Below are 26,292 nucleotides of genomic sequence, written 5' to 3' on the forward strand. Positions count from 1 at the left end.
CAACTCCTTACCACAATTCAGTTCCGCTTAATAATTCTAATAACCCTTGATAGTCACTGGCAACAACAACGGCCTCACCAAGCGTTGGTTGATGATGTCCGGTTGCTTGAATAAGTGGCCAAAATGTAAAGCGCCAATTAACACGCCGTTGGATTTCCGCAAACACTTGCGGTTCCACGCTAGTTGCTAGAGCAATTAAAGCCCCTTCTTGGCGTAAATATAAATCTGGAACAGGCCAATCACAAATAGCCCGCAATTGAATTTCATACTGAGAAAAACCAGATACGGCTTCATAAAGATCAGCAGCTTCATTAGTTCCAGAATAAATTCCCTTTACAAACAATAAACCAGCTTGTGTTTCGAAGAAGCTAATGCTCATTAAGCCTTGATAATGAATATCTTTAGCAATTTCGTTAGCTACCCGTTGAATTTCAGTCATCAATTCTGGCTCGTTCTTTTGATGAGCCAAGGCACTATGAAAATCGCCGTTACGGTAAACCGTCTCTAAAATTGGGAAAGTTTGAATCTTTTGATCCTGATCTTTACCAACCATAATCGTATATTCCTTAGCCCCTGGCACCCATGATTCTAAAATATAACTACCATCAGGCAAGTGATTTTCAAGACGATCTAAATCTTCAGGTTTTTCTAATAAATAATGAGACTGATTAGCCAAACCCTTTTGAATCGGTTTTACAATTGATGGATAACCAATCGAATCAATCACACCACGAATATCAGCTAATGACACCACCATTGCATAGGGTGGAATAATAATATTGTGATCTTCTAAGAACGCTTTTTCCAGATAGCGATCTTGTGTAATGGTCAATAATTCAGTTCCTTGCGGTATTTTATCTGCAATTTGAGCTTCATTAATAGCATTAACACTGACTTCTTCGTTAGTATAAATCACAACTTGACTAGCGTTAGCCAACTGCCGCAATAAATTAACATCATTGCATGATCCAACTAATACTCGATCAGCTGCGCGAGCGGCCAAATCGTGTGGATCAGATAATAACATATTAACCAAAAATCCTAACTTATGAGCAGCATTAGCTAACTGCCAACTACTGTGGCCGCCACCAATGATACCAACATACGAGCGTGGATAAACAAAACTCATTTAATAACCCTCTAATCTTTTAGTCGTTACTTGAATGATTTATCAGTTCGTTGTACTTTTAGTTTCTTTCTCACCAAAGTTTATTTTAACAAATAGCAAGTTTAAAATCACTGCCACTAAGCTTGCCACAACAATCCCATTTTGTAAGAATAGTTTAGCTTGATCAGGTAAAGCGTTAAAAATTTCTGGTTTAATCGTGACGCCTAAACCAGCGCTAATTGAGGTTGCGACAATTAATAAATTCTTATCTTTGGAGAAATCAACAGGTTGTAGCATCCGCATCCCTTGAACGGCAACCATACCGAACATCACTAACATCGCGCCACCTAAAACAGGATCGGGAATAATAGTTGCCAAAGCACCGGCTTTAGGTAATAACCCTAATAACACTAGGAAACCCGCTGCAAAATAAATAGGTTTACGAGTTTTAATGCCAGACATTTGGACTAAACCAACATTCTGTGAGAATGCCGTGTAAGGGAACGTATTAAACAAACCGCCTAAAATAATTGCTAATCCTTCAGCGCGGTAACCTTTCTTAAGATCTTCCTCACCGATTGGACGATCAACGATATCACCTAAGGCAAAGTAGACACCTGTTGATTCCACCATAGAAACAAGCGAAATAATTACCATCGTTAGAATCGGTGCCGGTTCAAATTTAGGCGTACCAAAGTAAAATGGTTGTGGAAAATGGAACCAACTAGCCTCAACAACGGGTTGTAATGAGACCATTCCCATAAAACTAGCAACAACGGTCCCAACAACTAGACCGATTAAAACCGCAATCGATCTTAAAAAGCCATGAGCCCACCCGTTAATAGCCAAAATCACCGCAATCGTAATAAAACCGACTAATAAGTAGCGCGGGTCACCAAAATCTTTAGCACCATCACCACCGCCTAGATTACCAATAGCTACTGGGATCAACGTTAAGCCAATAACTGTAATCAACGATCCCGTTACAACTGGTGGAAATAATTTTTTAATTTTAGCGAACCAACCGGAAATCAGAATTACAACTAAACCGGCCACCATAATGGAGCCATACATTGCCCCAATACTATAATTCTTGCCGATCATCTTTAATGGTTCAATAGCTTGGACGGCACAGCCCAATACAACAGGTAAGCCAATGCCCATGAAGCGATTACTGCGTAGCTGCAGAAAGGTTGCCAATCCGCACATAAAAATATCAATTGAAACTAAGTAAGTTAGCTGTTTCGCAGAAAATCCTAGCGCGCCACCAATTAACAGTGGCACTAGAACTGATCCGGAATACATAGCTAATAAATGCTGCAAACCTAATACGGCAGCTTTTGGGTTTGAAATTTGCGACTTTTCTTGCGTGGCTCTATCTCCTCTTAATCCTGATCCTCATCAACAAAAACAACTTGTCCATTTTCAAAAGCTTTAATCCGAGCTAATGATTGAACTTCAACACCATTTTCATCCAATAACTGGCGGCCCTTTTGGAATGTCTTCTCAATAACAATACCAACACCTTCAAGGGTTGCATCGGCAGCATCAATAATTTCCATTAATCCTTGAACAGCCTGACCGTTAGCCAAAAAGTCGTCAATAATCAACACATGATCATCGCTGCTTAAGAATTTTTTAGAGATAGAAATCTCGTTACTGACCTTTTTAGTAAATGAATAAACCTTAGCGGTATACAAATCATTCTTTAAGGTTAAAGATTTATGCTTACGAGCAAAAACAACTGGCACTTGGAAAATCAAACCAGCCATTACTGCTGGTGCAATGCCTGAAGATTCAACAGTCAAAATCTTAGTAATTTTCTTATCTTGAAATAACCGATGAAATTCTTCTCCCATGTGATACATCAATTGAGGATCTACTTGGTGGTTCAAAAAGTTATCAACTTTTAAGACATCCTCGCCTAATACTTGCCCATCATTTTTAATTCTTTCTTCTAACTCGCGCATGATCAACCTCCACAATTTTTATTTATCTTAACATAACACAGCGTCCACTGCATGACAACGCCATTTAGAGAGACAATTTTGTTCTCTGTCATTACTTTTTCCTGGACCATTTATTAAATAAAAAAACCTTACCGCACTAATTACTGTTTATCGTAATCATCTAAATGATATTGCTGAATAAGTTCAATCAATTTTTCAGCGTAACCGGGATCGGTGGCATAGCCATCCGTTTCTAGCGCTTTGGCTGCTTCTTGGTAATTCTTTGCAGCTAAAAAATGTTGATACTGATTAGCATTCCAGGTTGTTCCTTTATGAAATAACTGGGCATGTTCAAGTAGTGAATCGCGATAAGAAGCATAAACCCGGAAGCGGGCCGTGACTGTTTTCCATTCACCATTTAAATATTCTTGGGTGGTCATTTCTTTGGTATTTTCAGTGCGATCACCCTTCACGCCAAACAAATTATTATATTTAGCAGTTAATTGACTTTGTCCCCAATCACTCTCCAAGATTGCCTGAGCAATTGTAATACTTGGCAATACCTGATAGGTCGCCTTTAATTGAACTGCTTCTGGTGCAACCTTATCAATAAAGTCTTGCTTTTCCGATGAGTTCGTTGATTGAGCCATTGTCGTTGTCGCCTCTTTTGGCTTAGTTGCCTGCTGTCGATCAACTAATGCTAGCAACAGCACCGCGCTGATAATTATCGCAATAATAATCAAGCCTAAATTTGTGATCCCTAATTGAAAAAAATTGTGCGAACTTCGCCGCTTTGTCACACTGTTCCTCCTTAATATACCTAAAGTATACAATCAGTCATTTTTAATCGTTGAGGTTAGAGTTTATTTTACAATAGCGTTGGTTCTTGTTCAAAATCGGCACCGTTATCATCTGACAACTTAATAGAAACTAAAGTTCTTAAATAAATAATTCCTTAGCTAAAACAATCATATCACGTAGTTGGATGCCATTTTCAATAATCGGTTGTTCATATCGCTCAAAAAAATTAGTTTTAATTTCAGCAAAACGAAAACCGGTACGAATATAAAACGCAATATTTTGTACTGAACCATCGCCGGTACCAACTAATAAACGTCGGCATCCTTGTTGACGTGCCTCATGCTCAACAAAGTTAATGAGCTGACGTCCAAATCCATGCCGCTGGTGCGTCGGAATAACGGCAATATTCATAATTTCTAAAGTTGTCTCATCTTGTGCCTTTACAAGAATACTACCAACAAATTCTCCAGCCTGCCTAAGTGCGTAAATTGTCGCAGTGGGTAAATAACGATTGATCATCATCCAAGATTCATCCGCCAAAAATAATAAAGCGGCAATCTGCTCCCGTGCTTCTAATGGTGATAACTGCCACAAACTTAATTCAGATGTCAGTTGCGCTTTAAACTCCATTAACGCTCTCCCTATTAATAAAACTTATGTACTAAACAAAATAATAAATAATTATTAAACTAATCACTAAGTTGTGACGTATTTATTGCAGATATCAAAAAAAAGGACCGACACGAATGTCGATCCAAAACTATTATTTAACTGATTAAATTAAAGTTTGTTTACGTTAACGGCTTGTGGTCCGCGGTCGCTTTCTTCGATGTCGAAGCTAACTGCTTGGCCTTCTTCAAGAGTCTTGTAACCGTCGCCTTGGATAGCTGAGAAATGTACGAATACATCGCTACCATCTTCGCGAGTGATAAAACCATAACCTTTTTCTGCGTTAAACCATTTAACTGTACCTTGTTCCATTAGAACTTTTCCTCCTCTAAGAGACTAATAATTTGTTTGTATTTCTGTGTGGTACTAATGGAAGAAAGTCTATACGAACAATCGAATCAATACCATTCAAAAACTACAACTCTCATACTACCATGCACCATATTAAAATACAAGGCTTTATTCGCTGATAAACATTTATTTTTTTAATTTCTCACAATGTTAAGCGCTGTCGCGTATTCATTATTTTATGCATTTTAAAATTAAATCATTGATTATTAAGGGTACCATCAAGATTAAACCGTTCTTTCTATTAAGAACTAAATACATTGGTTTAGACCAGCGTTCTTTTTCAAGTCGATCAATCGGTACGAATATTGTTTACGCTTTAACTTGTTACTATTTTATGATACCTTAATTGTAAGACATTAGGAGGAGACGGTCGTGATGAAACACCGGCGTTATCTTTTACCACTTTTACTGGTTGGTTTATTCATTCTAACCAGTTGTCAAAAAACGATCAACACCAAAACAGAATTAAAAGATAATACAGAAGCAGTTATTACCGAGCTCAAACTTCAAAAAAAACAATTAACGATTATTGAAAATACCTATAATCAGTTACAGCAACAAATGCCTGAAGCTCAGAAAAAAAATCCCGATACTAATTTATTAGAAGATCAGGATTCAAAAGTTTATTCGCTTAATCAAAAAGCACAAGCTGCGACTGATCAGGTTGCCGATAGCCAAAAGAAAATTGAAAAAATCAATGCTCGTTTAAAAAATACAGCAACCAAAAAATTAACCAATTTACCTAATAGTTCTATTCTGCAATTAACTCAGGCTTTGCATATTGTCCAATTAGACCATGAAAGTTTTAACAAGTTCATGACCGCTTATAAAAAGGATCAAACGGCATTGTATAAACATGCGCCTGAATTATTAACTGAAGAAAATAATGAACTAGATGAATTAATTTCTCAGAACACTCAGTACTTAGGCGCCGTTAATCAACAATTAGAGATTCTTCAAGTCAACATTAATTCCAGTTTAACCAACGCCAAAAAATTGTTGACCGCGTTAAAGTAATAACAAAAGGATCTGAACAAAACGTTCAGACCCTTTTTTAATAAAATTAATTATAATTGCCGACGATCCCAAACGTGTTTTAAAGGAATAGCTAACAATGGTACCACCACTGCGCCACCGATTGCTTCAGCAATCCCGTTAACACCTAAAGAAAGCATCAATAAGATAATTAAATTATCCGTATTACCTTTTAATCCTAATAAATTTAATAAAGGTGCCGAGTTTCCCATAAAGATTAAACTAGTCAGTAAAATAACCAACATGGTATTGGCAATGGCGCCTAAAAGACCAGTCAATCCCAGTGAGAACGGTTGTGGTAACTTAGTTTTGACAAGAAGCCGTGGCAGTCCACCTGCTAACCAACCAACAAACACACGCGGTAATATTGCAATAATTGGATTAGTGAATAAAATAAACGTGACGGTTCCGGGAGTCGTATAAGCATGAATTAATGAAACAATCCCCCAAATTAAGCCCAAAATAGCGCCATCACGTGGTCCCATTAAAATAGCACCTACCATGACGACAATTAAAATCAAAGAAATGCCTGGCATTCCCGGAATAATTGTCAAATAACCAAGAAATGGCACAAACGTTTGTAATAATAAGATAGCTGAAAAAATACCAATGATGGCAATCCTTTGAGCGCGCTGACGTGTTCGATTCAATTTACTCACCTCAAGTTTAACTTGCTTTAATTTTACCTGAAATTATTAAAACTGAGTAGCCAATTCACTTAAATATTTAAATCCACAACGTTGTTAATTATTTTTCAATTCAATCTTTAACTCAGCAGCATTTTAGTCTACTCATCTCGTTTACTGCTTGGTGAAAAGTAATGTGTAACTTTTTGCTTTTCATCATCTAAGGATTTTTCAATGTATTTCAATTCATGTTGATACCGACCCTGTGGGAAAACGGTTCGTTGCACATCTTCTACTTTACGATGCCGAATTTTCCAATTATAGTCAGTCTTTTTAGGGCGTTGCGTCCCTAAACGATAAATCAATAAAGTGATCGCTAAAATCACCACCAAAAAGGCGATCATAATCAATAAATAGCTTAGTTTAGAGATTGCTTTAAAGTTACTACCTGGTATAAAGGTTGAACCCACCACAATTAGCGATGATATTAACCCAATGGTTGCAACTAGCGTTTGACCTATTTTACCACCAGGAACCTTAAACGTTCGCTCTGGTTTATTTTTTTGTTTAATTTGCCGTAAATAAGCAACAAAAATCAAAATATACGTTACTAAATACAACATGACAGTTAGTGACATTGCCATTTGATAGGCACCATTATTGCCACCAAAAACAACTGTTAATAAGAAGCTGATCACTGAAACAATTAGACCTTGAACCAGAATAAGCCGAACTGGTACATCATGACGATTAACGTGTAAAAAATAATGCGGTAAAATGCCATCTTCCGCCGTGACAAACAAAGATTTCACGGGCCCAATAATCCACGAACTAATTTCGCCGACCATGCCTAAAACCATCAATAGCCCGATCACATTAACGCCCCAATGCAGTAGTGGTATCGTTCGGGCAAACATTTGACCAACAGCTTGAATAACACCTTGATTCAAGGTTAAATTAGCCACAGGTACAACGGCGGCAACCGATAGTCCCCCTAAAGAATCAAAAACAATTGCAAAAATAACTAAGGTTAATAGTTCCAACGGATAGTTTTTGCGCGGATTTTTTAAGTCCGTGATATAGGCTGCCGAAGCCTCGATACCAGTAAACGCAAGAATATATGGAACAATCGTCGCAATTGAAAAGTGCTGAGTCAATGTCTGCCAGTTACTAGCCCAATTTGTATTGAAAGCCACTTGACCTGAACCTAATAAATAGATTAATCCTAAAACTAATAAAACTAATGACGGAAACACAATACCGATGGTAAAACTAATATTAACAATTTTTTCGGTATTACTAACACCGCCTAATTGCCAAGCCGTCATGCCCCAATAAATCAGTAAAAAGCAAAGCCACTTTAACCAAGGATTCGTATTAAGTGCGTCCCACTTCAACACGTATGACAAAGAACCAATAATAAAGTAAATCATCGTGATAAAGTTAACGGTAATTTGTAACCATTGGAAGAAAACTGCAACAAAGCCCCACCGTGCACCTAAAACATTTTTTACCCAGGTATAAACGCCACCTTCATTATTACCATCAATAGTAGCCAATTCGGCGGCGCATAATGCGACTGGTAAAAACCAAATTAAACCTGCTAAAAATAAACAGACAACTGCCAGTAGACCTGATTGTGCAAAAGCTGGATATTCATCGGCAGACATTAGCATTGCCGCGGTTAAGGTAAAAAAGCCCCAAAAATTCATTTTTTTATTTGTTGTCATAATCTGCCTACCTTATTCAACGTCTAAATTAATTGTATGCCGCTGATTTAAGGAATACAATTGATAGCCTTAGTCGCTACTGCTTAATGACCATACATAAAAAGAGATTGAAACGAATCGTTTCAATCTCTTTTTATTTGAATTGTCTTTTAAAGTAATATGCTTTAAAACTTATAAATTAGATTATCTTAATATTTGTTTGAGAGCTTGCTTGCAGCAGCTTCGTCTAAAATAAAGATAACATCATCATGATTTTGTAAAGCACTTGCAGGTACATCTGTTGTTACAGGGCCTTCAATAGTTGCTTTGATGGCATCAGCTTTATCTTCACCATAAGCTAACAAGAGAATCTTCTTGCTCTTTAAGATTGAACCAATACCCATTGAGATAGCTTTATGAGGAACATCGTCTTCATTAGCGAAGAAACGAGCGTTAGCATCGATAGTTGATTGAGTTAAATCAACTTCATGTGTTAAGCTATCAAAGGCTGAACCGGGTTCATTAAAACCAATGTGACCATTACGGCCAATTCCTAAAATTTGCACATCGATAGGGTTATCTTCAATAATTTGGTCATATTCTTTAGCAGCAGCATTAATATCTGCAGCCATACCATCAGGTACATAGCTCATCTTAAATGGTTTTTTGTTGAATAAGTTATCTTTCATAAAGTAGTGGTAACTTTGATCATTATCAAATGGTAAACCAACATATTCATCCAAGTTAACAGAAGTCATATTTGAAAAATCAAGATCACTGCTAGTCATTGCATTGTAAAGTGTAATTGGTGTACTACCAGTTGCTAAACCTAGAACCTTTGCACCGTTTTCAATACCAGATTTAATAATATTGAAGGCTGCTTGGCCACCTTCATTTTTATCTTTATAAATTTCAACTTTCATCGCAGTATCCTCCTTGTTTGGTCTAGTCCAATTTACCGCGATTTTAAAATTTTGTCAAGATAAATACCTAAGGTAACGAAAATTTATTTCAGTTTTTTATAGACATTTTTATTAAAAATCAACGTATTGAACTCAACTAAAAAATGTCACACTAATTTTCATTTTTGGGTTGACCGTTTTTTCTAAATAGCCTATAATAGTCTTTGCAATGTTTGCGGGCATGGCGGAACTGGTAGACGCGCAAGACTAAGGATCTTGTGACCGCTTAGGTCGTGGAAGTTCGAGTCTTCTTGCCCGCATTATATTAATTAGTTTAAACGCCTTGGGATAATCTCAAGGCGCTTTTTGTATTAAAAAAGACTTGCCATTCTCAACAAGAACGGCAAGTCTTTTATTTATTCTAGCTCACATGACTCATTGGCACTGCTACCAATTTCCCCTGACAGCGTCCACAGACATAGCGTTGTAAATTAAGCCGACGTTGACGGTAATAATCCAAATGGCAGTGTTGACAATAATAGTGATACTTTCCTTGATTACTAGGTAAGCGTGGCGCAAAACGAGAACCACCTACTTGTTGCAGCAGTTGACGAAATTCGTGGCTACAATGATCATAGGGCAATCCTGCTAAGTGCAAGTGGTAATGACACAACTCATGTTTAATAATCGCAGTAAAGCTTGCTAATGGTAATTCTAAGGCCATCTTCGGATTAAAATCCAAATGGTGATCACTAATATGATAACGACCGCCAGTTGTTTTTAACCGCGCGTTAAAAACGGCTTGATGCTGAAACCGTTGATGAAAATATTGTAAAGAAACTTCTTCAACCAACCGTTGCAATTGTTGATTAGTCATCGTTAATGTCCTTCATTGATAATTGCACCCGTTCACGATCTAAATCAACACTTAAAATCCGAACTTTTACAATATCACCAACTGAAACAACCGCACTAGGATTCTTGACGAAGCGATCCGCTAATTGCGAGATGTGCACTAGCCCGTCATGTTTAACGCCAATATCAACAAAAGCACCAAAATCAACCACGTTCCGTACTGTTCCTTGTAGGATCATACCAGGTTTTAAATCTTCAATTGATAAAACATCTTGGCGTAACAACGGTGCGGGAACATTATCCCGTAAATCTCGACCTGGCTTACATAAACCAGCAATAATGTCATTGACTGTTTCAACACCGACATTATTTTGCTCGGCTAATTGTGTAACGTTTAATAATTTAGACAGTGCTTGTAATTCTGGTGTTCCCAAATCAGCCTTAGTTAAGTTCAACTTTTGTAATATCTTTTCAGCAACCGCATAGCTTTCTGGATGAATATCGGTATTATCAAGTGGCTCACTACCAGCAATAATTCGTAAAAAGCCGATCGCTTGCTGATAAGTTTTCGGACCTAATCGTGGTACTTTTTGCAACTGAGCGCGATTGTTAAAGATGCCATTTTCATTACGATATTTAACAATATTAGCCGAAATTGTCGCTGACAAACCAGAAATATGTTGTAATAAATCCACACTGGCGGTATTTAAATTCACGCCAACATTGTTCACTACATCTTCAACCACAATATCTAATTGTGCGCCAAGTGCCTTCTGGCTAACATCGTGCTGATATTGACCAACCCCAACTGAACGCGGATCAATCTTCAGCAACTCGGCTAAAGGATCTTGTAGTCTCCGAGCAATACTAACTGCTGAACGTTCTTCAACATGTAAATCAGGAAATTCCGCGCGGGCATTATCACTGGCCGAATAAACAGAGGCACCAGCTTCATTTACGATCACATAATAAACCGGCCGTGTCATTTTTTTAAGTGTTTCGGCAACGAACTGTTCCGATTCTCGACTAGCCGTCCCATTACCAATTGCAATCATTTCGACTTGATATTTTTCAATGAAATCGATGAATTGTGGCATTGCTTGTTGTCGTTGCTTTTCGGGCGCTGGTTTGTGAGGATAAATAACCAACTTATCTAAAAACTTACCCGTAGCATCAACAATGGCTAACTTACAGCCAGTTCGATAAGCTGGATCAAATCCTAAAACAACTTTACCTTTCAACGGCGGTTGTAATAATAAGTGACGTAAGTTTTCGCCAAAAACTGAAATAGCGTGATTATCAGCCGTTTCTTTTAAGTTAGCACGAATTTCACGTTCAATTGCCGGACCTATAAACCGTTTATAGGCATCAGCTACCGCTTCATTCATTTGTAGCGCAGCAAAATCATTGCGTTGCAAATTAACGTGCTGATTAATTCGTTTCAACAATTCCGTGACATCAGTTTGAATACCAGCCTTAATCACACCTTCTTTTTCAGCACGATTAATGGCTAAAACACGGTGTGGTACTAATTTCACCAAGGGTTCATCGAAATCATAGTAAAGTTGATAAACGCCTTTAGGATCATTTTCCTGATCCTTAAGCGTCGTGACAAAATGCCCCTGTTGTTGAACAAAATGGCGCGTCCAATCACGAAAATCAGCTTCATCGCTAATTTCATCAGCGAGAATTTCATGAACGCCTTGCCAAACAGCCTCAATTTCATTGATCTCGGCTTCGGGATTCAACATTTTTTCAGCTTCTTGTTGCCACTGTGCTTCAGTTAATTGTGGCTGTTGCTTAATTTTTACTGCTAATGGTTCCAAACCTGCAGCACGAGCAATGGTAGCCTTACTTTTACGCTTTTGTTTGTAGGGAAGATATAAGTCTTCAACTTTTTGTAGTTTATCTGCTTGAGCAATTGCTGTACTTAACTCAGCCGTTAACTTACCCTGCTCATCAATTGCGCGTGTAACTTCTTCCTTACGCTTATTTAAGGCGAGCACTCGTTGATATTCAGTTTCAATTTGGCGAATTTGCACCTCATCTAAACTACCGGTTCGTTCTTTACGATACCGAGCAATAAATGGAACGGTGTTTCCTTCTGCCAACATCGTCAATACCGCAGTAATCGCTTGTGGTTTTAAGTCCAGATTATGCTGTGTGGCTTTTTTTGCTGCTTGATCAATACTAACTTCACTCATTTAAATTTAAGACTCCTAAAAATCAATTCTGACTTGGTTAACTTATTAAGACGGCCACTATGCAAAAGCGCCAATTTTAGTTAAATATTTGCTTAACCGTTCTGTGGCGTCATCTTGATCTTTTTCAGCCTGAGCAAACTGACCTTCATCAATCGTTTGATCTTCATGCAAACTATCAGTCATTGCTTGACAGCCCTTAACAAAATCACTAAACGCATTAACTAATGAATGATGATTACCCATTAATCGTGCCGGTGCTTGAGCTTGGTTTAACTGGCGTAATAACTCAGTATAAGTCTGCGTTCCCGCCGCAAAACCTTGGCGAATTTCGTTATAACGATCTAATGCAAGATCGTCTAATTCCTGATCTACCATTTTCTCTTTTAGCTCTTTAAACATTGGATCAAGTGTCTCCTGCATCTTTTCTGTCTGCTCAATTACTTGATTAATTGTGGTGCCATAACGCATCGCCTTTTGTTGTAATTTATTTGCCATTTTATTCCCGCCCTTTTAATTAATAGCTTTATTATAACAAAAGATGTTCACGAAACGAGTGAGGTTTCCCCCACATAATAAAAAGTTGTCATAATTAATTTCATTATTTTTGAATGTACCTATTTATGCTAAGATAATAGTTATTAGTAATCGCTATCAGTCTGTTTTTTTACCTGTCCGTTTTATCTTTAACTTGACTATATTTTATGAAGGAAAACCTATGAATTTATTTCAACTTCTTAATAAAAATACCGCGCTCGAAATCGATATTGTTAAGGTTATTCTAGCTGCGGGACCAAGAATTTCTAAATCTCAATTGCGCAAAACGTTGAATATTTCTAATTTCACTTTAACAGGTGCTCTAACTCATATTCAGAGCGTCTTTGATGAAGTTAAAATTAATGCAACGCTCGAAATCGAGGACGTTGATTCTGTTACCTATGTACGAGTAAAAAAGGAACCCACAACTGATATTTTTGATTTTTATTATGCTTATTTAGCAGATTCACTTGAATATCAGATCCTGCGGTACTTATTCCACAAGCAAAGTTTTACTCGAATCCAGCTGATTCAGACATTATCAATTAGTGAGGGTTCATTATACCGATATTTAAATCATCTAAATGAACTTTTACATGAATTCAATTTAGCAATTAAAAACGGACGGATTGTGGGCGAGGAACTTCAAATTAATTATTTTTACTTTGAATTAATCTGGAATTCTGTCCCAACCAATGAAATCCACGCACTCATTACTAATGATCGAATCCAGCATACCGTTACCGCATTGGAGAGTTCTTTAGATACTACCTTCAATGATCATACTAAAATGCGGGCGGCATTGTGGCTGCTTATTTTACAAAAGCGCTCCACCATTGAGTTAACTACCAATAGCGTCTCTAAACAGTTACTCAAAGAAATTACCCGTGATCCTCTATTTAATCAGGTTCAAACTGTCTATCTACGCTTTACGATAGGTAATGCTCAAGCAGGTAGTAGTTTCAAAAGTGTTTATTTATATCTGTTTTTAATTTCAATGTTTATTTTCGATACAAATAACCACTTTATCTTCAAGCTAGGTGGTACCTGGCCTACACCTCTTTCTCAAATTAAGCATACGGCTCAATGGATCGTTGAGTTTGTCACTGATAATCTAAATGTTGATTTAGACGATTTTCCAGAAAATTTCACCTTACGCTGGTACTCAGTATTGACGCAACTACTTACACAAATTTATTTTTTTCAAAGCAATATCACGTTTATTTCTACGGATAATCAATGTATCACTCAAACAAAGTATACAAAAAGTTTGATCGAACCAATTATTAAGAAAGTACTAACCGATTTTTCCAAACCAACTATTTCAGATACAATGAAAATATATGGTTATTCAATTTTAGAAAGTTTTATTGAGTCCAGCCATAAGTACGCTAAACATCATTTACGAATCGGCATTTTTGCGCGTAAGGATTATTTCTCAGCTCTTTATCTCGTTGAACAATTTGCAAGTGAATTTAGCGGTAGCTTTAATCTTGATATCGAAATTGCGACACCAACGCAAAAATATGACCTACTAGTTACAGATTCTCCATTATCTGTCTCAAGATACCACTTTGCTAAACAATACGTTCTTGCTGGTCGTTTAAATGCACTAGATCGTGAAATGTTAGCAACCATTTTAAACAACATCATGGAAAGTGTGAATTAGAATAATGAAGATTTTAATTATTGGGGGCTCCCATGCAGGCATTGCCGTTGCTAAAAAAGTTAAAAGCTTAAGTCCGAAAACAAATGTAACACTGATTGAGGCAACCGATCATCTTGGCTTTATTAGTGACACCATCAATCTGATGTTACAGGGCTTAATATCTAAGGATAACATCGCAGAAGGTGAAGTTTATACAATCGACGATATTCGTGCGGCCGGTGTTGATCTTCATTTAAATACCACAGCTTTAGAGATCGACTACAAAAATAAAAAAGTTCTTATTCAAGAATCAACTCATTCAACTGAAGAATTAGCCTACGATTATTTGGTGCTAGCGATGGGGTCATCCAGTTTTGAAAAATTAGATGCCATTAAAGAGCACCCTAATGTAAATCTATTAACTTATAAATATCCAGATGAAACTTTAAAAACCTATGAAGCATTACAAAGCAGTCAAAGTATTATGATTATTGGGGCTGGTTTAATTGGTTTAGAACTGGCTAATAGTTTTACCACGCGTCCTAGCCAAACGATTAATCTGATCGAGCGGGCAGATTATCCCTTGTTCCGTTACTTTGATAAAGAAATTGTTGAGATTTTAATGCGTCACATCCCTAAAAATTTTCACATCTATACAAATCAAAATTTTTATGAATTAGAAAATACCACCGATGATAAAATTAGACTCGTTACCTGGGATGACCAAAAGATTACTGCTGACACTTGCGTACTAGCTCTTAATCCTAAACCTAATACTCATATTGTTGAAGATCATTTGGACTTGAATCCCGATGGTACCATTAAAGTTAATCAGTATATGCAGACCTCTGATCCTGCTATTTTTGCATGCGGTGACTTGGTTAGAATTCCCGTTATTCACGATAATGAGAATTCTTATTTACCACTCATCGGTAATGCACGTAAAACGGGGTATATTGCTGCGTACAACATTCTTTACGGTACTTCTAAGTCTTATCCACCCTCACAACGAACGCTTGCTACTAAGCTCTTTGACCATTATTTAGGCAGTACCGGAATTACGGCCACCGAGGCAAGTTTCTCTGGTTACGATGTTGTTGAAATTAACAAAGAATATCACACTTACGCTAAATATGAACAAGAACGAGATTTTCATCTGTATCTAAAAGTTATTTTTGACCGTAAATCGCGAGAACTTCTGGGTGCCCAAGTTATCACAAACGATCGGGTCCAGCTAGATCTAATTAATATCTTTTCAGTAATGATCTATCATCATGATTTAATTGACCAATTATTAGAGGTTGATACCTTCTTTAGTCCTGAGATTAATCCTACTCGAAACACTTTAATTGATATTGGTATTGAAAGTCTGAAATATCATAATCAAACTACTCACCATGACGACCTATAATCACGAATTTTTTATTAATTTAAACTAGAAAACAAAAATCGTCGTAGATGTAATAATTACATCTACGACGATTCTTGTTATAACTTTTTATAAAATCGACATGTATTTATCTAGTTAAGCAAAGCTCTTCCTCTAGGAAGTCACTTGATTATTGACGCCCCATTTTACGTTGAACAAATTTGACAATTTCAACGATGACAACCATCAAGATTCCGGCACCTAGGACAGTCCCCCATTGAGAAAGGTTCAATTCTGTCACGTGAAATAATTTGTTAAATCCGGGAACAACAATGGTTAATGCAACCATAACGGTGGAAAGTGCAATACCGATATTGAAAGCCCGGTTAGCAAACGGATGAATCTTAAATAATGATTGATGAATCGACTTCACATTGAATGCATGGAATAATTGGATCAATGCTAAAGTCGCATAAGCCATAGTTAACGCGTCGGCATGAATCTCGTTGTAACTTGTGTGTACAGGGAAATTAATTGCCCAAGCGTATACGCCTAATGTCAAAGCTCCTTCAAGAATACCTTGATAAATAATGGATGAAGCAACCCCACCACTTAAGAAGTTAGCTTTACGACCACGTGGCTTACGATTCATTATTCCTGGTTCAGTTGGTTCAACACCTAAAGCAATCGCTGGGAATGTATCCGTTGCTAAGTTAATCCATAGTAACTGAACGGGTACAAGAATGTCCCAACCCATTAACGTCATGAAGAACAACGTTAAAACCTCACCTAAGTTAGCAGACAATAAATATTGAATTGACTTTTGAATGTTGGCAAAAACCTTACGGCCTTCTTCAACGGCAACAATAATCGTCGCAAAGTTATCATCAGCAAGTACCATATCACTAGCACTCTTAGAAACTTCAGTACCTGTAATACCCATACCAATACCAATATCTGCTGACTTCAATGCTGGTGCATCATTAACGCCATCACCGGTCATGGCTACGACTTTACCTTTATCTTGCCAAGCTTTAACGATACGAACTTTATGTTCTGGAGAAACTCGAGCGTAAACAGAATATTGTTTAACTTTCTTCGCAAATTCTTCATCGCTCATTTGATCAAGTTCAGCACCAGTAATAACGGCATCGTCATCGCCAGGTTTAATAATACCTAACCGACCGGCAATAGCTTCGGCTGTATCTTGATGGTCACCAGTAATCATTAATGGTCGAATACCGGCCTTTTTAGCATCGGCAACAGCTTGAGCAGCTTCTGGACGTTCAGGGTCAATCATACCAATTAATCCAGCGAAAATTAAATCATTTTCAACTGTGGCACTATCAAGCTTTTCAGGAACGGCATCAATTACCTTGTAAGCCATTGCTAAGACACGCAAAGCTTGAGTAGCCATTCCCTTATTTTGCTTAAGTATTTCTTGACGATCTGCATCCGTAATTGGCCGAACGTCATCAACATTAGCTTCGATTTGCGTAACGCGTTTTAATAATTCATCCGGTGCACCTTTAACTGCAACGTAAAACTTACCATTTGGTAAGGCATGAATCGTTGACATTAATTTACGTTCAGAATCAAATGGTACCTCGGCAACTCGCGGTTCCTTAACTAATTCATCAGCAACTTGGTAGTCATGGTCAAAACCATATTGAATAAGTGCTGTTTCAGTTGGATCACCAACTAAGTTACCATCGTTTTGAATCTTAGTATCATTGCTGAAAGTCATGACACGTAAAGTGTTATCAGTTTCTGAAATTGGTGCACTGGCTGGCTCCAATTTACCATGACGGTAAACTTTTTCAACTGTCATCTTATTTTGTGTTAACGTACCAGTTTTATCTGAAGCGACGATATCAGTTGAACCTAATGTCTCCACAGCAGGTAACTTACGAACTAATGACTGACGACGAGCCATTCGCGTTGTTCCCAAAGCTAAGATAATTGTAACAATCGCTGGCAGACCCTCTGGAATAGCAGCGACGGCTAAAGAAATCGCTGTTAATAACATTTCAATGACTAATTCACCCATTGGTAAATTATTATGATTGTTCAAAACACCAATGATAAAGATAATTGCCGCAATAGCTAAAATTAACCACGTAATCGTTTTACCTAATGAATTCAAATTAGCTTGTAATGGTGTTGTGGTTTCTTCTGCTGAGTTAATCATACCGGCAATACGACCAACTTCGGTATTCATTCCGGTGCCAACAACTACACCAACACCACGACCATAAGTGACATTACTATTCATATAGGCCATATTGTGACGATCACCAATGGCAATATTTTCATCTTTTAAAGTTGCAATATCTTTTTCAACTGGTACAGATTCACCTGTTAAGGCCGCTTCTTCGATCTTTAACGAAGCAGCTTCAATCAAACGTAAGTCTGCGGGTACAATATCGCCTGCTTCAAGTAAGACAATATCACCAGGTACTAAATCAGGACTGCTGATCGTTTCCATATTGCCATTGCGGCGTACGTGCGCTTCCGGCGTTGACATCTCTCGCAATGCATCGATTGCTTCTTCTGCCTTAGATTCTTGGAAAACACCAAAAATTGCATTAATAATCACCACAGCTAAAATAAGCATTGCATCTGCCCATTCATGAGCCACGACACCAGAAATAATAGCTGCTACTAATAAAACAATAATCATGAAATCTTTGAATTGATCAAAGAATCGTTGGAATAATGTCCGTTTTTTTGCCTGCTCTAATGCATTGGGACCATATTTTTTTAATGCAGCTTCGGCTTGAGCATTACTCAAACCTTTTTCACTAGTACCAAACTCTTTAAGAATTTGCTGCTCGGATTGAGCATAATAACGCTTATTTAATTCTTTTTCCTGTGCCAAAAAATCGACCCCTTTTCTAAATAAATTTGAAAAAATACTGAACTATCTTGGTACTCATGAGAATTAGTAGCCAAGTATAAAAATCAAGTCATTAAATTAATCCTACATCAATAGATAACCTCATTCTCACCATACCCTTTTAATTAATCCAAGGAAACAAAAAAGACTTGTACGCGAACAGCCGCATACAAGTCTCACTATTTAAGATAAAACCAGAACTATCGTCTTGTTGATGGTTTTATCACAGCAATCGCTGCAAGTTACTCCCTTGTTTCTAAAGGCAAGTATACCTGAAAAGTGCGGCTAAAGCAATTTATAACTTATCGATTAGATAAAAAATTATTAGTCATAACTAAATACACTTTAGATAGTACCTTGATCTGATTATTTCCAAAATTCATCAAAAACTGTAATTGGTAAATGGCGCTTATGCTCAGTCTTGATAAACCAATTTTCAATTTTTTCAGCAGCTTGAGGATCGATGTCCTTGCCTTCCAGATAATCATCAATATTATCGTAAGTAACACCTAAAGCGACTTCATCAGGTAATGATGGTCGTTCTTCTTCTAAGTCAGCTGTTGGCTTCTTCAAGTAGAGATGTTCGGGCGCACCTAGCTCTTTTAGCAGTGCTCGGCCTTGGCGCTTATTCAATCGATATAGCGGTGTTACATCAGCACCACCATCACCATACTTAGTATAAAAGCCAGTGATATTTTCAGCAGCGTGATCAGTTCCAATAACTGCACCAGCATGTGCTCCGGCAATTGCATATTGAACAATCATTCTTTGTCGCGCTTTAATATTACCCTTATTAAAATCACTAATCTGTTGATCATTAGCTTCTAACTCTTTTACCATAGCATCTGTTGCCGCTTCAATATCGATACGCACGACTTGGTCAGCCTGCATCCACTCAATAGCTGCCATCGCATCAGCCTCATCGGCCTGAACACCATATGGCAAACGAACCGCGATAAATTGATACGTTGAATCACCAGTCTCATCGCGTAATTCACTAATCGCCATCTGTGCTAACTTACCGGCCAATGTTGAATCTTGACCACCAGAAATACCTAACACATAAGTTTTAAGAAAGGTATTTTTTAATAAATAATCCTTTAAAAAATCAACTGAGCGCCGAATTTCTGCTGTAACGTCGATGGTTGGTTGTGTTTTTTCAACTACAATAATTTTTTCTTGTAAAGGTCGCAAATAATTCACTCCTTAACTAATTTCGATCTCCGCTTAAATTCTCAACCATTTGCCGCATTTGAGCAATATGAGCCATTTTGTGGTCATAAAGTTTTTGAGATAAGTCAACGGGATATTCTTGAGGATTTAAATCTCGTTTATATTCATCCCAAAGTGAATCCAGATTAGTTGTTTCATAAGCTTTAATCGTATCTAAATCCGGCAAATCGTAAACCAGTTTGCCATCAATGTAGATATCCTTCAAAAGTGGCACTGCATCAAAATCATGAATCGTTTTATTAATATAATTATATTTAGGATGGAACATGAATAATTCTTCATGCTCTAAAGGATTCTCATCCCAAAGTGTGACATAGTCACCTTCGGATTTGTTATTTTTTTGCCGGTTCGTAATCCGCCAAACTTGTTTCTTACCTGGTGTGCTGACTTTTTCAACATTGCTAGAAAGTTTAATCGTGTCAACCATGTGGCCTTGAGAGTCTTCAATTGAAACTAACTTATAAACTGCACCTAAGGCTGGTTGATCAAAGGCGGTAATCACCTTCGTACCAACACCCCAAATGTCGATTTTAGCACCTTGCATCTTCAAGTTTTGAATTGTCTTTTCATCCAAGTCGTTAGAGGCATAGATTTTAGCATCAGGGAAGCCGGCATCGTCTAATTGTTGGCGCACACGTTTAGAAATATAGGCCATATCACCAGAGTCAATACGCACACCTTGGAAGTTAATCTTGTCGCCCATTTCCTTAGCAACACGAATAGCGCTTGGCACACCAGAACGCAAAGTGTCGTAAGTATCCACTAGAAATGCACAATCATAATGAGTTTCTGCATAGGCTTTAAAAGCTTGATAATCATTTTGGTAGAATTGAACTAATGAATGCGCATGCGTTCCACTAGCAGGAATACCAAAAATCTTAGCAGCCCGTGTGTTACTTGTTGCATCAAAGCCACCGATATAAGCAGCCCGTGTGCCCCAAAGTGCAGCATCTAGTTCTTGAGCACGGCGAGAACCGAATTCAAGAACAGGACTATCACCAGCGACGGATTTAATACGCGCTGCTTTAGTTGCAACTAAGATTTGGAAATTAATAATATTTAATAAGATTGTTTCAATCAATTGGCATTGATCCAATGGACCCTCAACTTGGAGAACAGGTTCTTCATTAAAAACCAAATCTCCTTCTTGAGCTGAACGGATGGTACATTCAAATTTCATATTTGCCAGATAATCAACAAATTCTGGATCAAAATTCTCACGCTCACGTAAATAAGCTAGATCACTTTCAGTAAAACGAAAATTCTCTAAAAACCCAATAATACGTTCAAGGCCAGCATAAATAGCATAACCATTTTCAAAAGGTATTTTTCGGAAATAAGCTTCAAATACAGCATGACGCTTGTTGATTCCTTTTTTCCAATATGTGTACATCATATTTATTTCATAGAAATCCGTATGCAGCATCAAACTGTCATCAGGATATACTTTTCTCATAGCGCACCCCGCTAGTTGCTTAATTTATTAAGGGTATTATAACATGATCCCTATTGTATTAGGTATATTATACCGCATCATCTGTGAAACTTTTCGCGAATTTATCATGTAAGCGAAATCAATTTTCATAAAAATTATAATACTGATCAATGGTGATTAAGTCGTTGATCTAAAAAAATAGCCCTAGGCTAAACTGCCTAGGGCTATCGTTTATTTTTCTAAGAAGAACTCAAATCTTTCGCCTACATATTGTGTACGAACATATTCAAAAGGTCGCTCATCATCAAGATAAGTAATCTGCCGTAAACGTAAGATCGCATCGCCTTTTTTAATATTTAAATATTCAGCAATGTTTTCTGACGCAAGGGTAGCCATAACCGTTTGTTTAGCTCGACCAATTTGATAACCGCCCTTTTGTTCCATTGTGGCGTAAAAGGAATCCGTCACTTCTGAACGACTAAAATCTTTAATCAAGGCTGCCGGAATCGTCGTCACTTCAAAACTGATTGGTACTCCGTCTGCTAAACGAATTCGCTCCATCCGCACAACTTTGTCTTTTTCACCAAGTTGTAACCGTTCCTGCTCGCTTAATGATGGGCTTACCGTTCGATAAGAGATCGTCTTACTTGATGGAAACTTACCTTGAGATCGCATAATCTCGGTGAAACTTGTCGTACCGGACATTTTTTCTTGAACTTTTTGACGAGCCACATAAGTGCCGGCACCAATCCGTCGTTCCAAAATACCTTCATCAACCAAGGTCTGCAACGCTTGGCGTAAAGTCATTCTGCTCACGTCAAATTTAACAGATAAAGCGCGTTCGGATGGAATCCGATCGCCAACTTTCCAGATACCTGCTTCAATATCACGTTTAATTTGATTGTGGATTTTAATATATACCGGAGATTCCATATGCGTTACCTCTTTATGTTCAAGTAAAAGTTTAAGTTACAATTATTAGTCAAAATGCGTTACAAAAGTCTGCCGATTTTACATCAGAAAGTAGCAAATAGGTTTTTGCTATTATTTTTTAAGACTGACTTGCTGCTCACTTTTTATTCTGGATGGTATTCGTTACCGTAGCTATATGTTGTTACCAAGTTCATATTACGATCGAACAAGTTCATATCAGCGTCTTTACCTTCAGTTAAGGTACCTTTAGAATCCAAGTGGAATTCTTCGGCTTGGTTAACACTAGACATTTGAACGGCTTCAAACATTGAGCAACCTGTAAAGTATTGGATATTTCTAAATGCATCAGTAAATTGTAAAACAGAACCAGCTAAGGTACCATCTTCCAAACGAGCTTGTTTGTCTTTAACATAGACTTTTTGGCCGCCTAATTCACTTTCGCCTTCAGGCATACCCTTTGAACGCATTGAGTCAGTAACTAATTCAATCCGCTCTGGACCCTTCATATCAAAAGCAAGACGAATCATGTCGGGGACAATATGGAAGCCATCGCAAATTAATTCAGCATGGATACTATCCTCCAACATAACGTGACCAGTCACACCAGGTTGACGATGCTTAAATTCACGTTGCGCATTATATAAATGAGTGGCGTGAGTAGCCTTACTATTTAATAATTGTTCACGGGTTGCATTACTGTGACCAACTGATGGCACAATGTTGTGTTCCAAGCAGTAGTCTTCAAATGCTTTTGAACCCTTATCTTCTGGTGCATAAGTAATTAAGCGAACACGATTACCAGATAATTCATTCCATTCACCCAATAATTTTGTATCAGGATCTTTGATATATTCTTCAGGCTGTGCACCTTTATAAACTGCAGAGATAAATGGCCCTTCCAAATGAACGCCTTGAATAACACGGTTGCGTTCTGCAGCAATTTTAACGCCCTTCATAGCGTTAGCAATATTTTCATTAGATTGCGTCATAGTTGTTGCAAAAAGAGTAGTTACCCCTTCATTACGCATCATTTTAGTAGCCATCGTATCGATTTGGTCTGGATCACCGTCCATTGCATCATAGCCATAACCACCATGAGCATGAACATCAATGAAACCTGGCACGATCGTTGTACCTTGTACGTTTTGAACTTCATCACCTGATTGGGCAACATAATCATAAACTGAGCCAACAGCTAAGATTTTTTCGTCAAAGCGAATGTAACCATCCTCAATGACTTGATCACCTGTATAGATTTTTGCATGCTTTAAAACTTTAGCACCCATGAAGACATCTCCTTAATAAAATTGGACGCTGACGTCGTTTATGCGCCCGAATATCTTACTTCTAAACAATTATTAGTATAGGTGGTATAGACCAAAAAAGCAAGTTCAAAAAACAGACCAATTTTTATTAAAAGCCGCAGTTATTATAACACGAAGATGGACCAATAAAAAATTTATTCACCTAAATCTTTTTTGATTGTCGCATCAACCGCTTTAGTAATTGCCGGCTCAAATCCAGCTTCTTGTAATGCCAATACACCAGCAATTGTGGTGCCACCGGGTGAAGAAACTTGATCGATTAAATTCCAAGGCGCCTCACCACTTTGCTGAATTAATTGAGCACTGCCAACAACCATTTGACTAACAATTTTAAGTGCTTGATTTTTGCTTAATCCATATTTAACACCGGCATGAGCAAGTGCATCCATAAATAAATAGGCAAAAGCTGGAGCACTACCTGCCAATGCAACAAATGTACTAAAATCTGCTTCAGGTAAACGAATCACTTCACCAATTTGTTCAAATAATGACTGTGTGGTTGCCATTGCAGATTCAGTAGCGACGTTATTGCCAGCAATCGCCGTCACCCCCACTCCTATCCGTACATTTAAGTTTGGCATAACTCTTACTAACGCAAATGTCGAGCCAACAACTTCTGTTAAACCTGCTAATGTAACACCGGTTAGCAGTGACAATAGCGCAACCTTATGCTGAATTAGTGCTGGTTTAACTTCAGTTAATACTTCTTCTTTAAGCTCCGGTTTAACCGCTAAAATTAAGACATCAGCTTGTTCTGCTACTGCCAAATTAGTTTCAGCAGTCTTCAAGCTGAATTTTTCGGCATAAGGTTGATAATTACTTGCATGCGCACTATGAACGATAATATCCGCCGGTAAAATAACTTTTTTTAGTAGTAGACCTTCAATAATAGCCTTGGCCATATTTCCTAATCCAATAAATCCAATTTTCATTTAGCCTAACTCCTCAATATTAGTAATTCATTAATTACACCTAGTGTAGTCATGAGTGAGATAACAAGTCAACAAAGAGCAATTAGTTGGTTTATGAACTATTTAGCTCGATTTATTGTTTCTAGGGGTTCTAAGTTGCTTTACAAGGTGCTCTGAATCAAATAATGTTGAAATGAAACAGCGGCCCTCTAAATTGATTATTTGCGTCTAAATTTATATAACAAAAAACGACTAACTAATTAGTTAGTCGTTTCTTCAATAAGTATTGGGTTAGCTGGATTCGAACCAGCGCATGATGGAGTCAAAGTCCATTGCCTTACCGCTTGGCTATAACCCAATGAATGGAGGAGAGTGGATTCGAACCACCGAACCCGAAGGAGCGGATTTACAGTCCGCCGCGTTTAGCCTCTTCGCTACTCCTCCATGCGTCAGAATTAACCGACTTAAATATAATAACTAAAAACATATTATTTTTCAAGGGTTATGCGCCATTTTTATTAAGAAATTTTTGTAAACTATCAAAAATCCTTATTTTTACCTTATTCTAGCGATGTTGCAGCTTCAATTGCCATAATTGGATCAACAGCTGCAATCGTATAAACGGCATTTCCCTTACTCCAAGAGACTGTATTCGTTCTCGAGGCTGCACTACTTGAAACGTAAAGATTGATAGCACCATGTTGATCTGGAATAGGTAACATTTTGGTATGCAATAAGGCGACAACTTTTTTAGCCAATGGTTCGCCAACTTCATTGTTAACACTAGAAGCACGCGTTACCAATGACCAGCGACCCTCAGTCCAGTTTAGATAAGTTGATCCAGCCGCACCCTCTTTAGTTGCAAAAATATCTGTTCCTAAATCAACCTTTGGTAAACCACTAGACGGCTCACGATAATCAATGGCATTTTGCGCAGCAGATACTGAGGAATAGGTGATTTTTTGTAAAGTTAATGCTGCCTGACGATTAACAAGACGATCATCATTGAAATCAACCGCATCACCAGAAGTATAATAATAAACCACATAATTTTGCTGATTACCAGTATAACGGCTACTTAAAGTAGCGGCATGACCATCAATGCCTGTTTGCGGAAACTTTTCTCCAGGTAATGCCTGCCGCAGAGCTGTTGTAATCATTGATAATCTACCTTGAACCGCTGAAGAACTGGACTGGCTTTGGGACTTAGAAGAACTTGATGATTGTTCAGATAAATTGGATTGTTGCTCAGAAGATGAGAATTTTTTACTCGGATGTTTTTTAGTGTCAGATTTTTTCTTGGTTGTTTTTGATGACTGAGTAGATTCCTTGGGTGAGTCTGTTTGTTTATGACAAGCTGTTCCTAACAACGCTAAGCTCATTATAGCAATTACAGTTATTAGCCTTTTCTTCATTGTCCTTCGCCCTTCTTTCCATAACCGATCTATAACCACCCCTAGCCTAACATGTCGCCTAATTATTGCCAAGATTTTAGCAATAAAAAAGAGATGAGAGCCGCTAAACGACTATCATCTCTTTTTTGCTAACCACTCGTAAATGCATTAAAAATGCCGGATACTGGAATCGAACCAGCGACCTCTTCTTTACGAGGGAAGCGCTCTACCGACTGAGCTAATCCGGCATAACTATGACCCGTACGGGATTTGAACCCATGTTACCGCCGTGAAAGGGCAGTGTCTTAACCACTTGACCAACGGGCCATCTTGCTTCGATATATGATCATTAACCAAAAAAATCGGTCTCACCGACCGATTTTGGTTAACTCCGGTTGTCAG

Annotated in this window: 22 protein-coding genes and 5 tRNA genes; 4 read left to right on the top strand and 23 right to left on the bottom strand. The window is 37.8% G+C overall.

Annotated elements, in window-relative coordinates; all coding sequences use genetic code 11:
- Window positions 1–7 precede the first annotated feature (7 nt).
- The 6 genes from FC84_RS07150 to FC84_RS07175 all read right to left on the bottom strand — a co-directional run bounded on the left by FC84_RS07150 (window position 8) and on the right by FC84_RS07175 (window position 4,839).
- Entirely contained in the window at window positions 8–1,129 is a 1,122-nt protein-coding gene (locus FC84_RS07150) for an ATP-grasp domain-containing protein (RefSeq protein WP_057757248.1), read from the bottom strand.
- A gap of 42 nt (window positions 1,130–1,171) precedes the next feature.
- Window positions 1,172–2,461: a nucleobase:cation symporter-2 family protein gene (locus FC84_RS07155; RefSeq protein ID WP_057757250.1), complete on the bottom strand. Its 1,290-nt coding sequence runs from the start codon at window positions 2,459–2,461 to the stop codon at window positions 1,172–1,174.
- Window positions 2,462–2,493: 32 nt separating this feature from the next.
- Window positions 2,494–3,078: a xanthine phosphoribosyltransferase gene (locus tag FC84_RS07160; RefSeq protein ID WP_057757253.1), complete on the bottom strand. Its 585-nt coding sequence runs from the start codon at window positions 3,076–3,078 to the stop codon at window positions 2,494–2,496.
- A 140-nt stretch (window positions 3,079–3,218) separates the two neighbouring features.
- Window positions 3,219–3,857 (bottom strand): glycoside hydrolase family 73 protein, encoded by a 639-nt coding sequence (locus FC84_RS07165; RefSeq protein WP_083479579.1) that lies wholly within the window; start codon window positions 3,855–3,857, stop codon window positions 3,219–3,221.
- Between the two features lie 139 nt (window positions 3,858–3,996).
- Complete coding sequence (locus tag FC84_RS07170; protein ID WP_057757254.1) at window positions 3,997–4,488, bottom strand: GNAT family N-acetyltransferase; 492 nt, start codon at window positions 4,486–4,488, stop codon at window positions 3,997–3,999.
- A gap of 150 nt (window positions 4,489–4,638) precedes the next feature.
- Window positions 4,639–4,839, bottom strand: a complete 201-nt coding sequence (locus FC84_RS07175) for a cold-shock protein (protein WP_057757256.1) — start codon at window positions 4,837–4,839, stop codon at window positions 4,639–4,641.
- A gap of 411 nt (window positions 4,840–5,250) precedes the next feature.
- Here FC84_RS07175 and FC84_RS07180 point away from each other — a divergent pair, with 411 nt between their 5' ends.
- Window positions 5,251–5,895, top strand: a complete 645-nt coding sequence (locus FC84_RS07180; RefSeq protein ID WP_151425816.1) for a hypothetical protein — start codon at window positions 5,251–5,253, stop codon at window positions 5,893–5,895.
- Window positions 5,896–5,945: 50 nt separating this feature from the next.
- Here the strand turns inward: FC84_RS07180 and FC84_RS07185 are convergent, their stop codons facing one another.
- The 3 genes from FC84_RS07185 to nagB all read right to left on the bottom strand — a co-directional run bounded on the left by FC84_RS07185 (window position 5,946) and on the right by nagB (window position 9,171).
- Window positions 5,946–6,563, bottom strand: coding sequence for an ECF transporter S component (locus FC84_RS07185; protein ID WP_057757259.1), 618 nt, complete (start codon window positions 6,561–6,563; stop codon window positions 5,946–5,948).
- A 137-nt stretch (window positions 6,564–6,700) separates the two neighbouring features.
- Window positions 6,701–8,269: an amino acid permease gene (locus FC84_RS07190; protein WP_057757261.1), complete on the bottom strand. Its 1,569-nt coding sequence runs from the start codon at window positions 8,267–8,269 to the stop codon at window positions 6,701–6,703.
- 188 nt (window positions 8,270–8,457) lie between these two features.
- A complete protein-coding gene (gene nagB / locus FC84_RS07195) occupies window positions 8,458–9,171 on the bottom strand; it encodes a glucosamine-6-phosphate deaminase (RefSeq protein WP_057757263.1) in 714 nt (237 codons plus the stop codon).
- A gap of 214 nt (window positions 9,172–9,385) precedes the next feature.
- Here nagB and FC84_RS07200 point away from each other — a divergent pair.
- Window positions 9,386–9,470 (top strand) — tRNA-Leu (locus FC84_RS07200).
- 101 nt (window positions 9,471–9,571) lie between these two features.
- On the opposite strand, the gene FC84_RS07205 is transcribed toward FC84_RS07200, so the two are convergent.
- From FC84_RS07205 to FC84_RS07215, 3 genes are read right to left on the bottom strand one after another with little or no spacing between them, the layout of a single operon-like run.
- A complete protein-coding gene (locus FC84_RS07205; RefSeq protein ID WP_057757266.1) occupies window positions 9,572–10,027 on the bottom strand; it encodes a SprT family protein in 456 nt (151 codons plus the stop codon).
- On the bottom strand, window positions 10,020–12,209 hold the full coding sequence (locus tag FC84_RS07210; protein WP_057757268.1) for a Tex family protein: 2,190 nt from the start codon (window positions 12,207–12,209) through the stop codon (window positions 10,020–10,022). Before FC84_RS07210 ends, FC84_RS07205 begins: the two co-directional genes overlap by 8 nt.
- Window positions 12,210–12,266: 57 nt before the next feature.
- Window positions 12,267–12,704, bottom strand: a complete 438-nt coding sequence (locus FC84_RS07215) for a hypothetical protein (RefSeq protein WP_057757272.1) — start codon at window positions 12,702–12,704, stop codon at window positions 12,267–12,269.
- Window positions 12,705–12,924: 220 nt separating this feature from the next.
- On the opposite strand from FC84_RS07215, the gene FC84_RS07220 reads away from it, so the two are divergent.
- Both FC84_RS07220 and FC84_RS07225 read left to right on the top strand, forming a co-directional pair.
- Window positions 12,925–14,412 carry a helix-turn-helix domain-containing protein gene (locus FC84_RS07220; protein WP_057757274.1) on the top strand — a complete coding sequence of 496 codons (1,488 nt, stop codon included), beginning with the start codon at window positions 12,925–12,927 and terminating at the stop codon, window positions 14,410–14,412.
- Between the two features lie 4 nt (window positions 14,413–14,416).
- A complete protein-coding gene (locus FC84_RS07225; RefSeq protein WP_057757276.1) occupies window positions 14,417–15,802 on the top strand; it encodes an FAD-dependent oxidoreductase in 1,386 nt (461 codons plus the stop codon).
- A gap of 148 nt (window positions 15,803–15,950) precedes the next feature.
- On the opposite strand, the gene FC84_RS07230 is transcribed toward FC84_RS07225, so the two are convergent.
- From FC84_RS07230 to FC84_RS07280, 11 genes are all read right to left on the bottom strand, one after another.
- Window positions 15,951–18,641 carry a cation-translocating P-type ATPase gene (locus tag FC84_RS07230; RefSeq protein ID WP_057757278.1) on the bottom strand — a complete coding sequence of 897 codons (2,691 nt, stop codon included), beginning with the start codon at window positions 18,639–18,641 and terminating at the stop codon, window positions 15,951–15,953.
- Between the two features lie 384 nt (window positions 18,642–19,025).
- Window positions 19,026–19,853, bottom strand: coding sequence for an ammonia-dependent NAD(+) synthetase (nadE, locus tag FC84_RS07235; protein WP_057757280.1), 828 nt, complete (start codon window positions 19,851–19,853; stop codon window positions 19,026–19,028).
- A gap of 16 nt (window positions 19,854–19,869) precedes the next feature.
- Complete coding sequence (locus FC84_RS07240) at window positions 19,870–21,348, bottom strand: nicotinate phosphoribosyltransferase (RefSeq protein WP_057757282.1); 1,479 nt, start codon at window positions 21,346–21,348, stop codon at window positions 19,870–19,872.
- 210 nt (window positions 21,349–21,558) lie between these two features.
- Window positions 21,559–22,260: a GntR family transcriptional regulator gene (locus FC84_RS07245; protein WP_057757284.1), complete on the bottom strand. Its 702-nt coding sequence runs from the start codon at window positions 22,258–22,260 to the stop codon at window positions 21,559–21,561.
- Between the two features lie 143 nt (window positions 22,261–22,403).
- Window positions 22,404–23,546 (bottom strand): N-acetylglucosamine-6-phosphate deacetylase, encoded by a 1,143-nt coding sequence (nagA, locus tag FC84_RS07250; RefSeq protein ID WP_057757286.1) that lies wholly within the window; start codon window positions 23,544–23,546, stop codon window positions 22,404–22,406.
- Between the two features lie 173 nt (window positions 23,547–23,719).
- A complete protein-coding gene (gene proC, locus FC84_RS07255) occupies window positions 23,720–24,517 on the bottom strand; it encodes a pyrroline-5-carboxylate reductase (RefSeq protein WP_057757288.1) in 798 nt (265 codons plus the stop codon).
- Window positions 24,518–24,782: 265 nt separating this feature from the next.
- Window positions 24,783–24,854 (bottom strand) — tRNA-Gln (locus FC84_RS07260).
- A gap of 5 nt (window positions 24,855–24,859) precedes the next feature.
- Window positions 24,860–24,940 (bottom strand) — tRNA-Tyr (locus tag FC84_RS07265).
- A 116-nt stretch (window positions 24,941–25,056) separates the two neighbouring features.
- On the bottom strand, window positions 25,057–25,911 hold the full coding sequence (locus FC84_RS07270; protein ID WP_162257971.1) for a hypothetical protein: 855 nt from the start codon (window positions 25,909–25,911) through the stop codon (window positions 25,057–25,059).
- Window positions 25,912–26,065: 154 nt separating this feature from the next.
- Window positions 26,066–26,138: transfer RNA gene (locus FC84_RS07275), tRNA-Thr, on the bottom strand.
- Between the two features lie 7 nt (window positions 26,139–26,145).
- Window positions 26,146–26,217, bottom strand: a tRNA-Glu gene (locus FC84_RS07280).
- Between the last annotated feature and the right edge of the window lie 75 nt (window positions 26,218–26,292).

The organism is Lapidilactobacillus dextrinicus DSM 20335, from assembly GCF_001436095.1.
In the GTDB taxonomy this organism is placed as follows: domain Bacteria; phylum Bacillota; class Bacilli; order Lactobacillales; family Lactobacillaceae; genus Lapidilactobacillus; species Lapidilactobacillus dextrinicus.

What these genes read in the sequence shown, in the direction of transcription:
- FC84_RS07150 (WP_057757248.1), bottom strand. Translation starts at nt 1,129, where the DNA reads ATGAGTTTTGTTTATCCACGCTCGTATGTTGGTATCATTGGTGGCGGC.
- FC84_RS07160 (WP_057757253.1), bottom strand. Translation starts at nt 3,078, where the DNA reads ATGCGCGAGTTAGAAGAAAGAATTAAAAATGATGGGCAAGTATTAGGC.
- FC84_RS07170 (WP_057757254.1), bottom strand. Translation starts at nt 4,488, where the DNA reads ATGGAGTTTAAAGCGCAACTGACATCTGAATTAAGTTTGTGGCAGTTA.
- FC84_RS07175 (WP_057757256.1), bottom strand. Translation starts at nt 4,839, where the DNA reads ATGGAACAAGGTACAGTTAAATGGTTTAACGCAGAAAAAGGTTATGGT.
- FC84_RS07190 (WP_057757261.1), bottom strand. Translation starts at nt 8,269, where the DNA reads ATGACAACAAATAAAAAAATGAATTTTTGGGGCTTTTTTACCTTAACC.
- nagB (WP_057757263.1), bottom strand. Translation starts at nt 9,171, where the DNA reads ATGAAAGTTGAAATTTATAAAGATAAAAATGAAGGTGGCCAAGCAGCC.
- FC84_RS07205 (WP_057757266.1), bottom strand. Translation starts at nt 10,027, where the DNA reads ATGACTAATCAACAATTGCAACGGTTGGTTGAAGAAGTTTCTTTACAA.
- FC84_RS07210 (WP_057757268.1), bottom strand. Translation starts at nt 12,209, where the DNA reads ATGAGTGAAGTTAGTATTGATCAAGCAGCAAAAAAAGCCACACAGCAT.
- FC84_RS07215 (WP_057757272.1), bottom strand. Translation starts at nt 12,704, where the DNA reads ATGGCAAATAAATTACAACAAAAGGCGATGCGTTATGGCACCACAATT.
- FC84_RS07220 (WP_057757274.1), top strand. Translation starts at nt 12,925, where the DNA reads ATGAATTTATTTCAACTTCTTAATAAAAATACCGCGCTCGAAATCGAT.
- FC84_RS07225 (WP_057757276.1), top strand. Translation starts at nt 14,417, where the DNA reads ATGAAGATTTTAATTATTGGGGGCTCCCATGCAGGCATTGCCGTTGCT.
- FC84_RS07240 (WP_057757282.1), bottom strand. Translation starts at nt 21,348, where the DNA reads ATGAGAAAAGTATATCCTGATGACAGTTTGATGCTGCATACGGATTTC.
- FC84_RS07245 (WP_057757284.1), bottom strand. Translation starts at nt 22,260, where the DNA reads ATGGAATCTCCGGTATATATTAAAATCCACAATCAAATTAAACGTGAT.
- nagA (WP_057757286.1), bottom strand. Translation starts at nt 23,546, where the DNA reads ATGGGTGCTAAAGTTTTAAAGCATGCAAAAATCTATACAGGTGATCAA.
- proC (WP_057757288.1), bottom strand. Translation starts at nt 24,517, where the DNA reads ATGAAAATTGGATTTATTGGATTAGGAAATATGGCCAAGGCTATTATT.
- FC84_RS07270 (WP_162257971.1), bottom strand. Translation starts at nt 25,911, where the DNA reads ATGAAGAAAAGGCTAATAACTGTAATTGCTATAATGAGCTTAGCGTTG.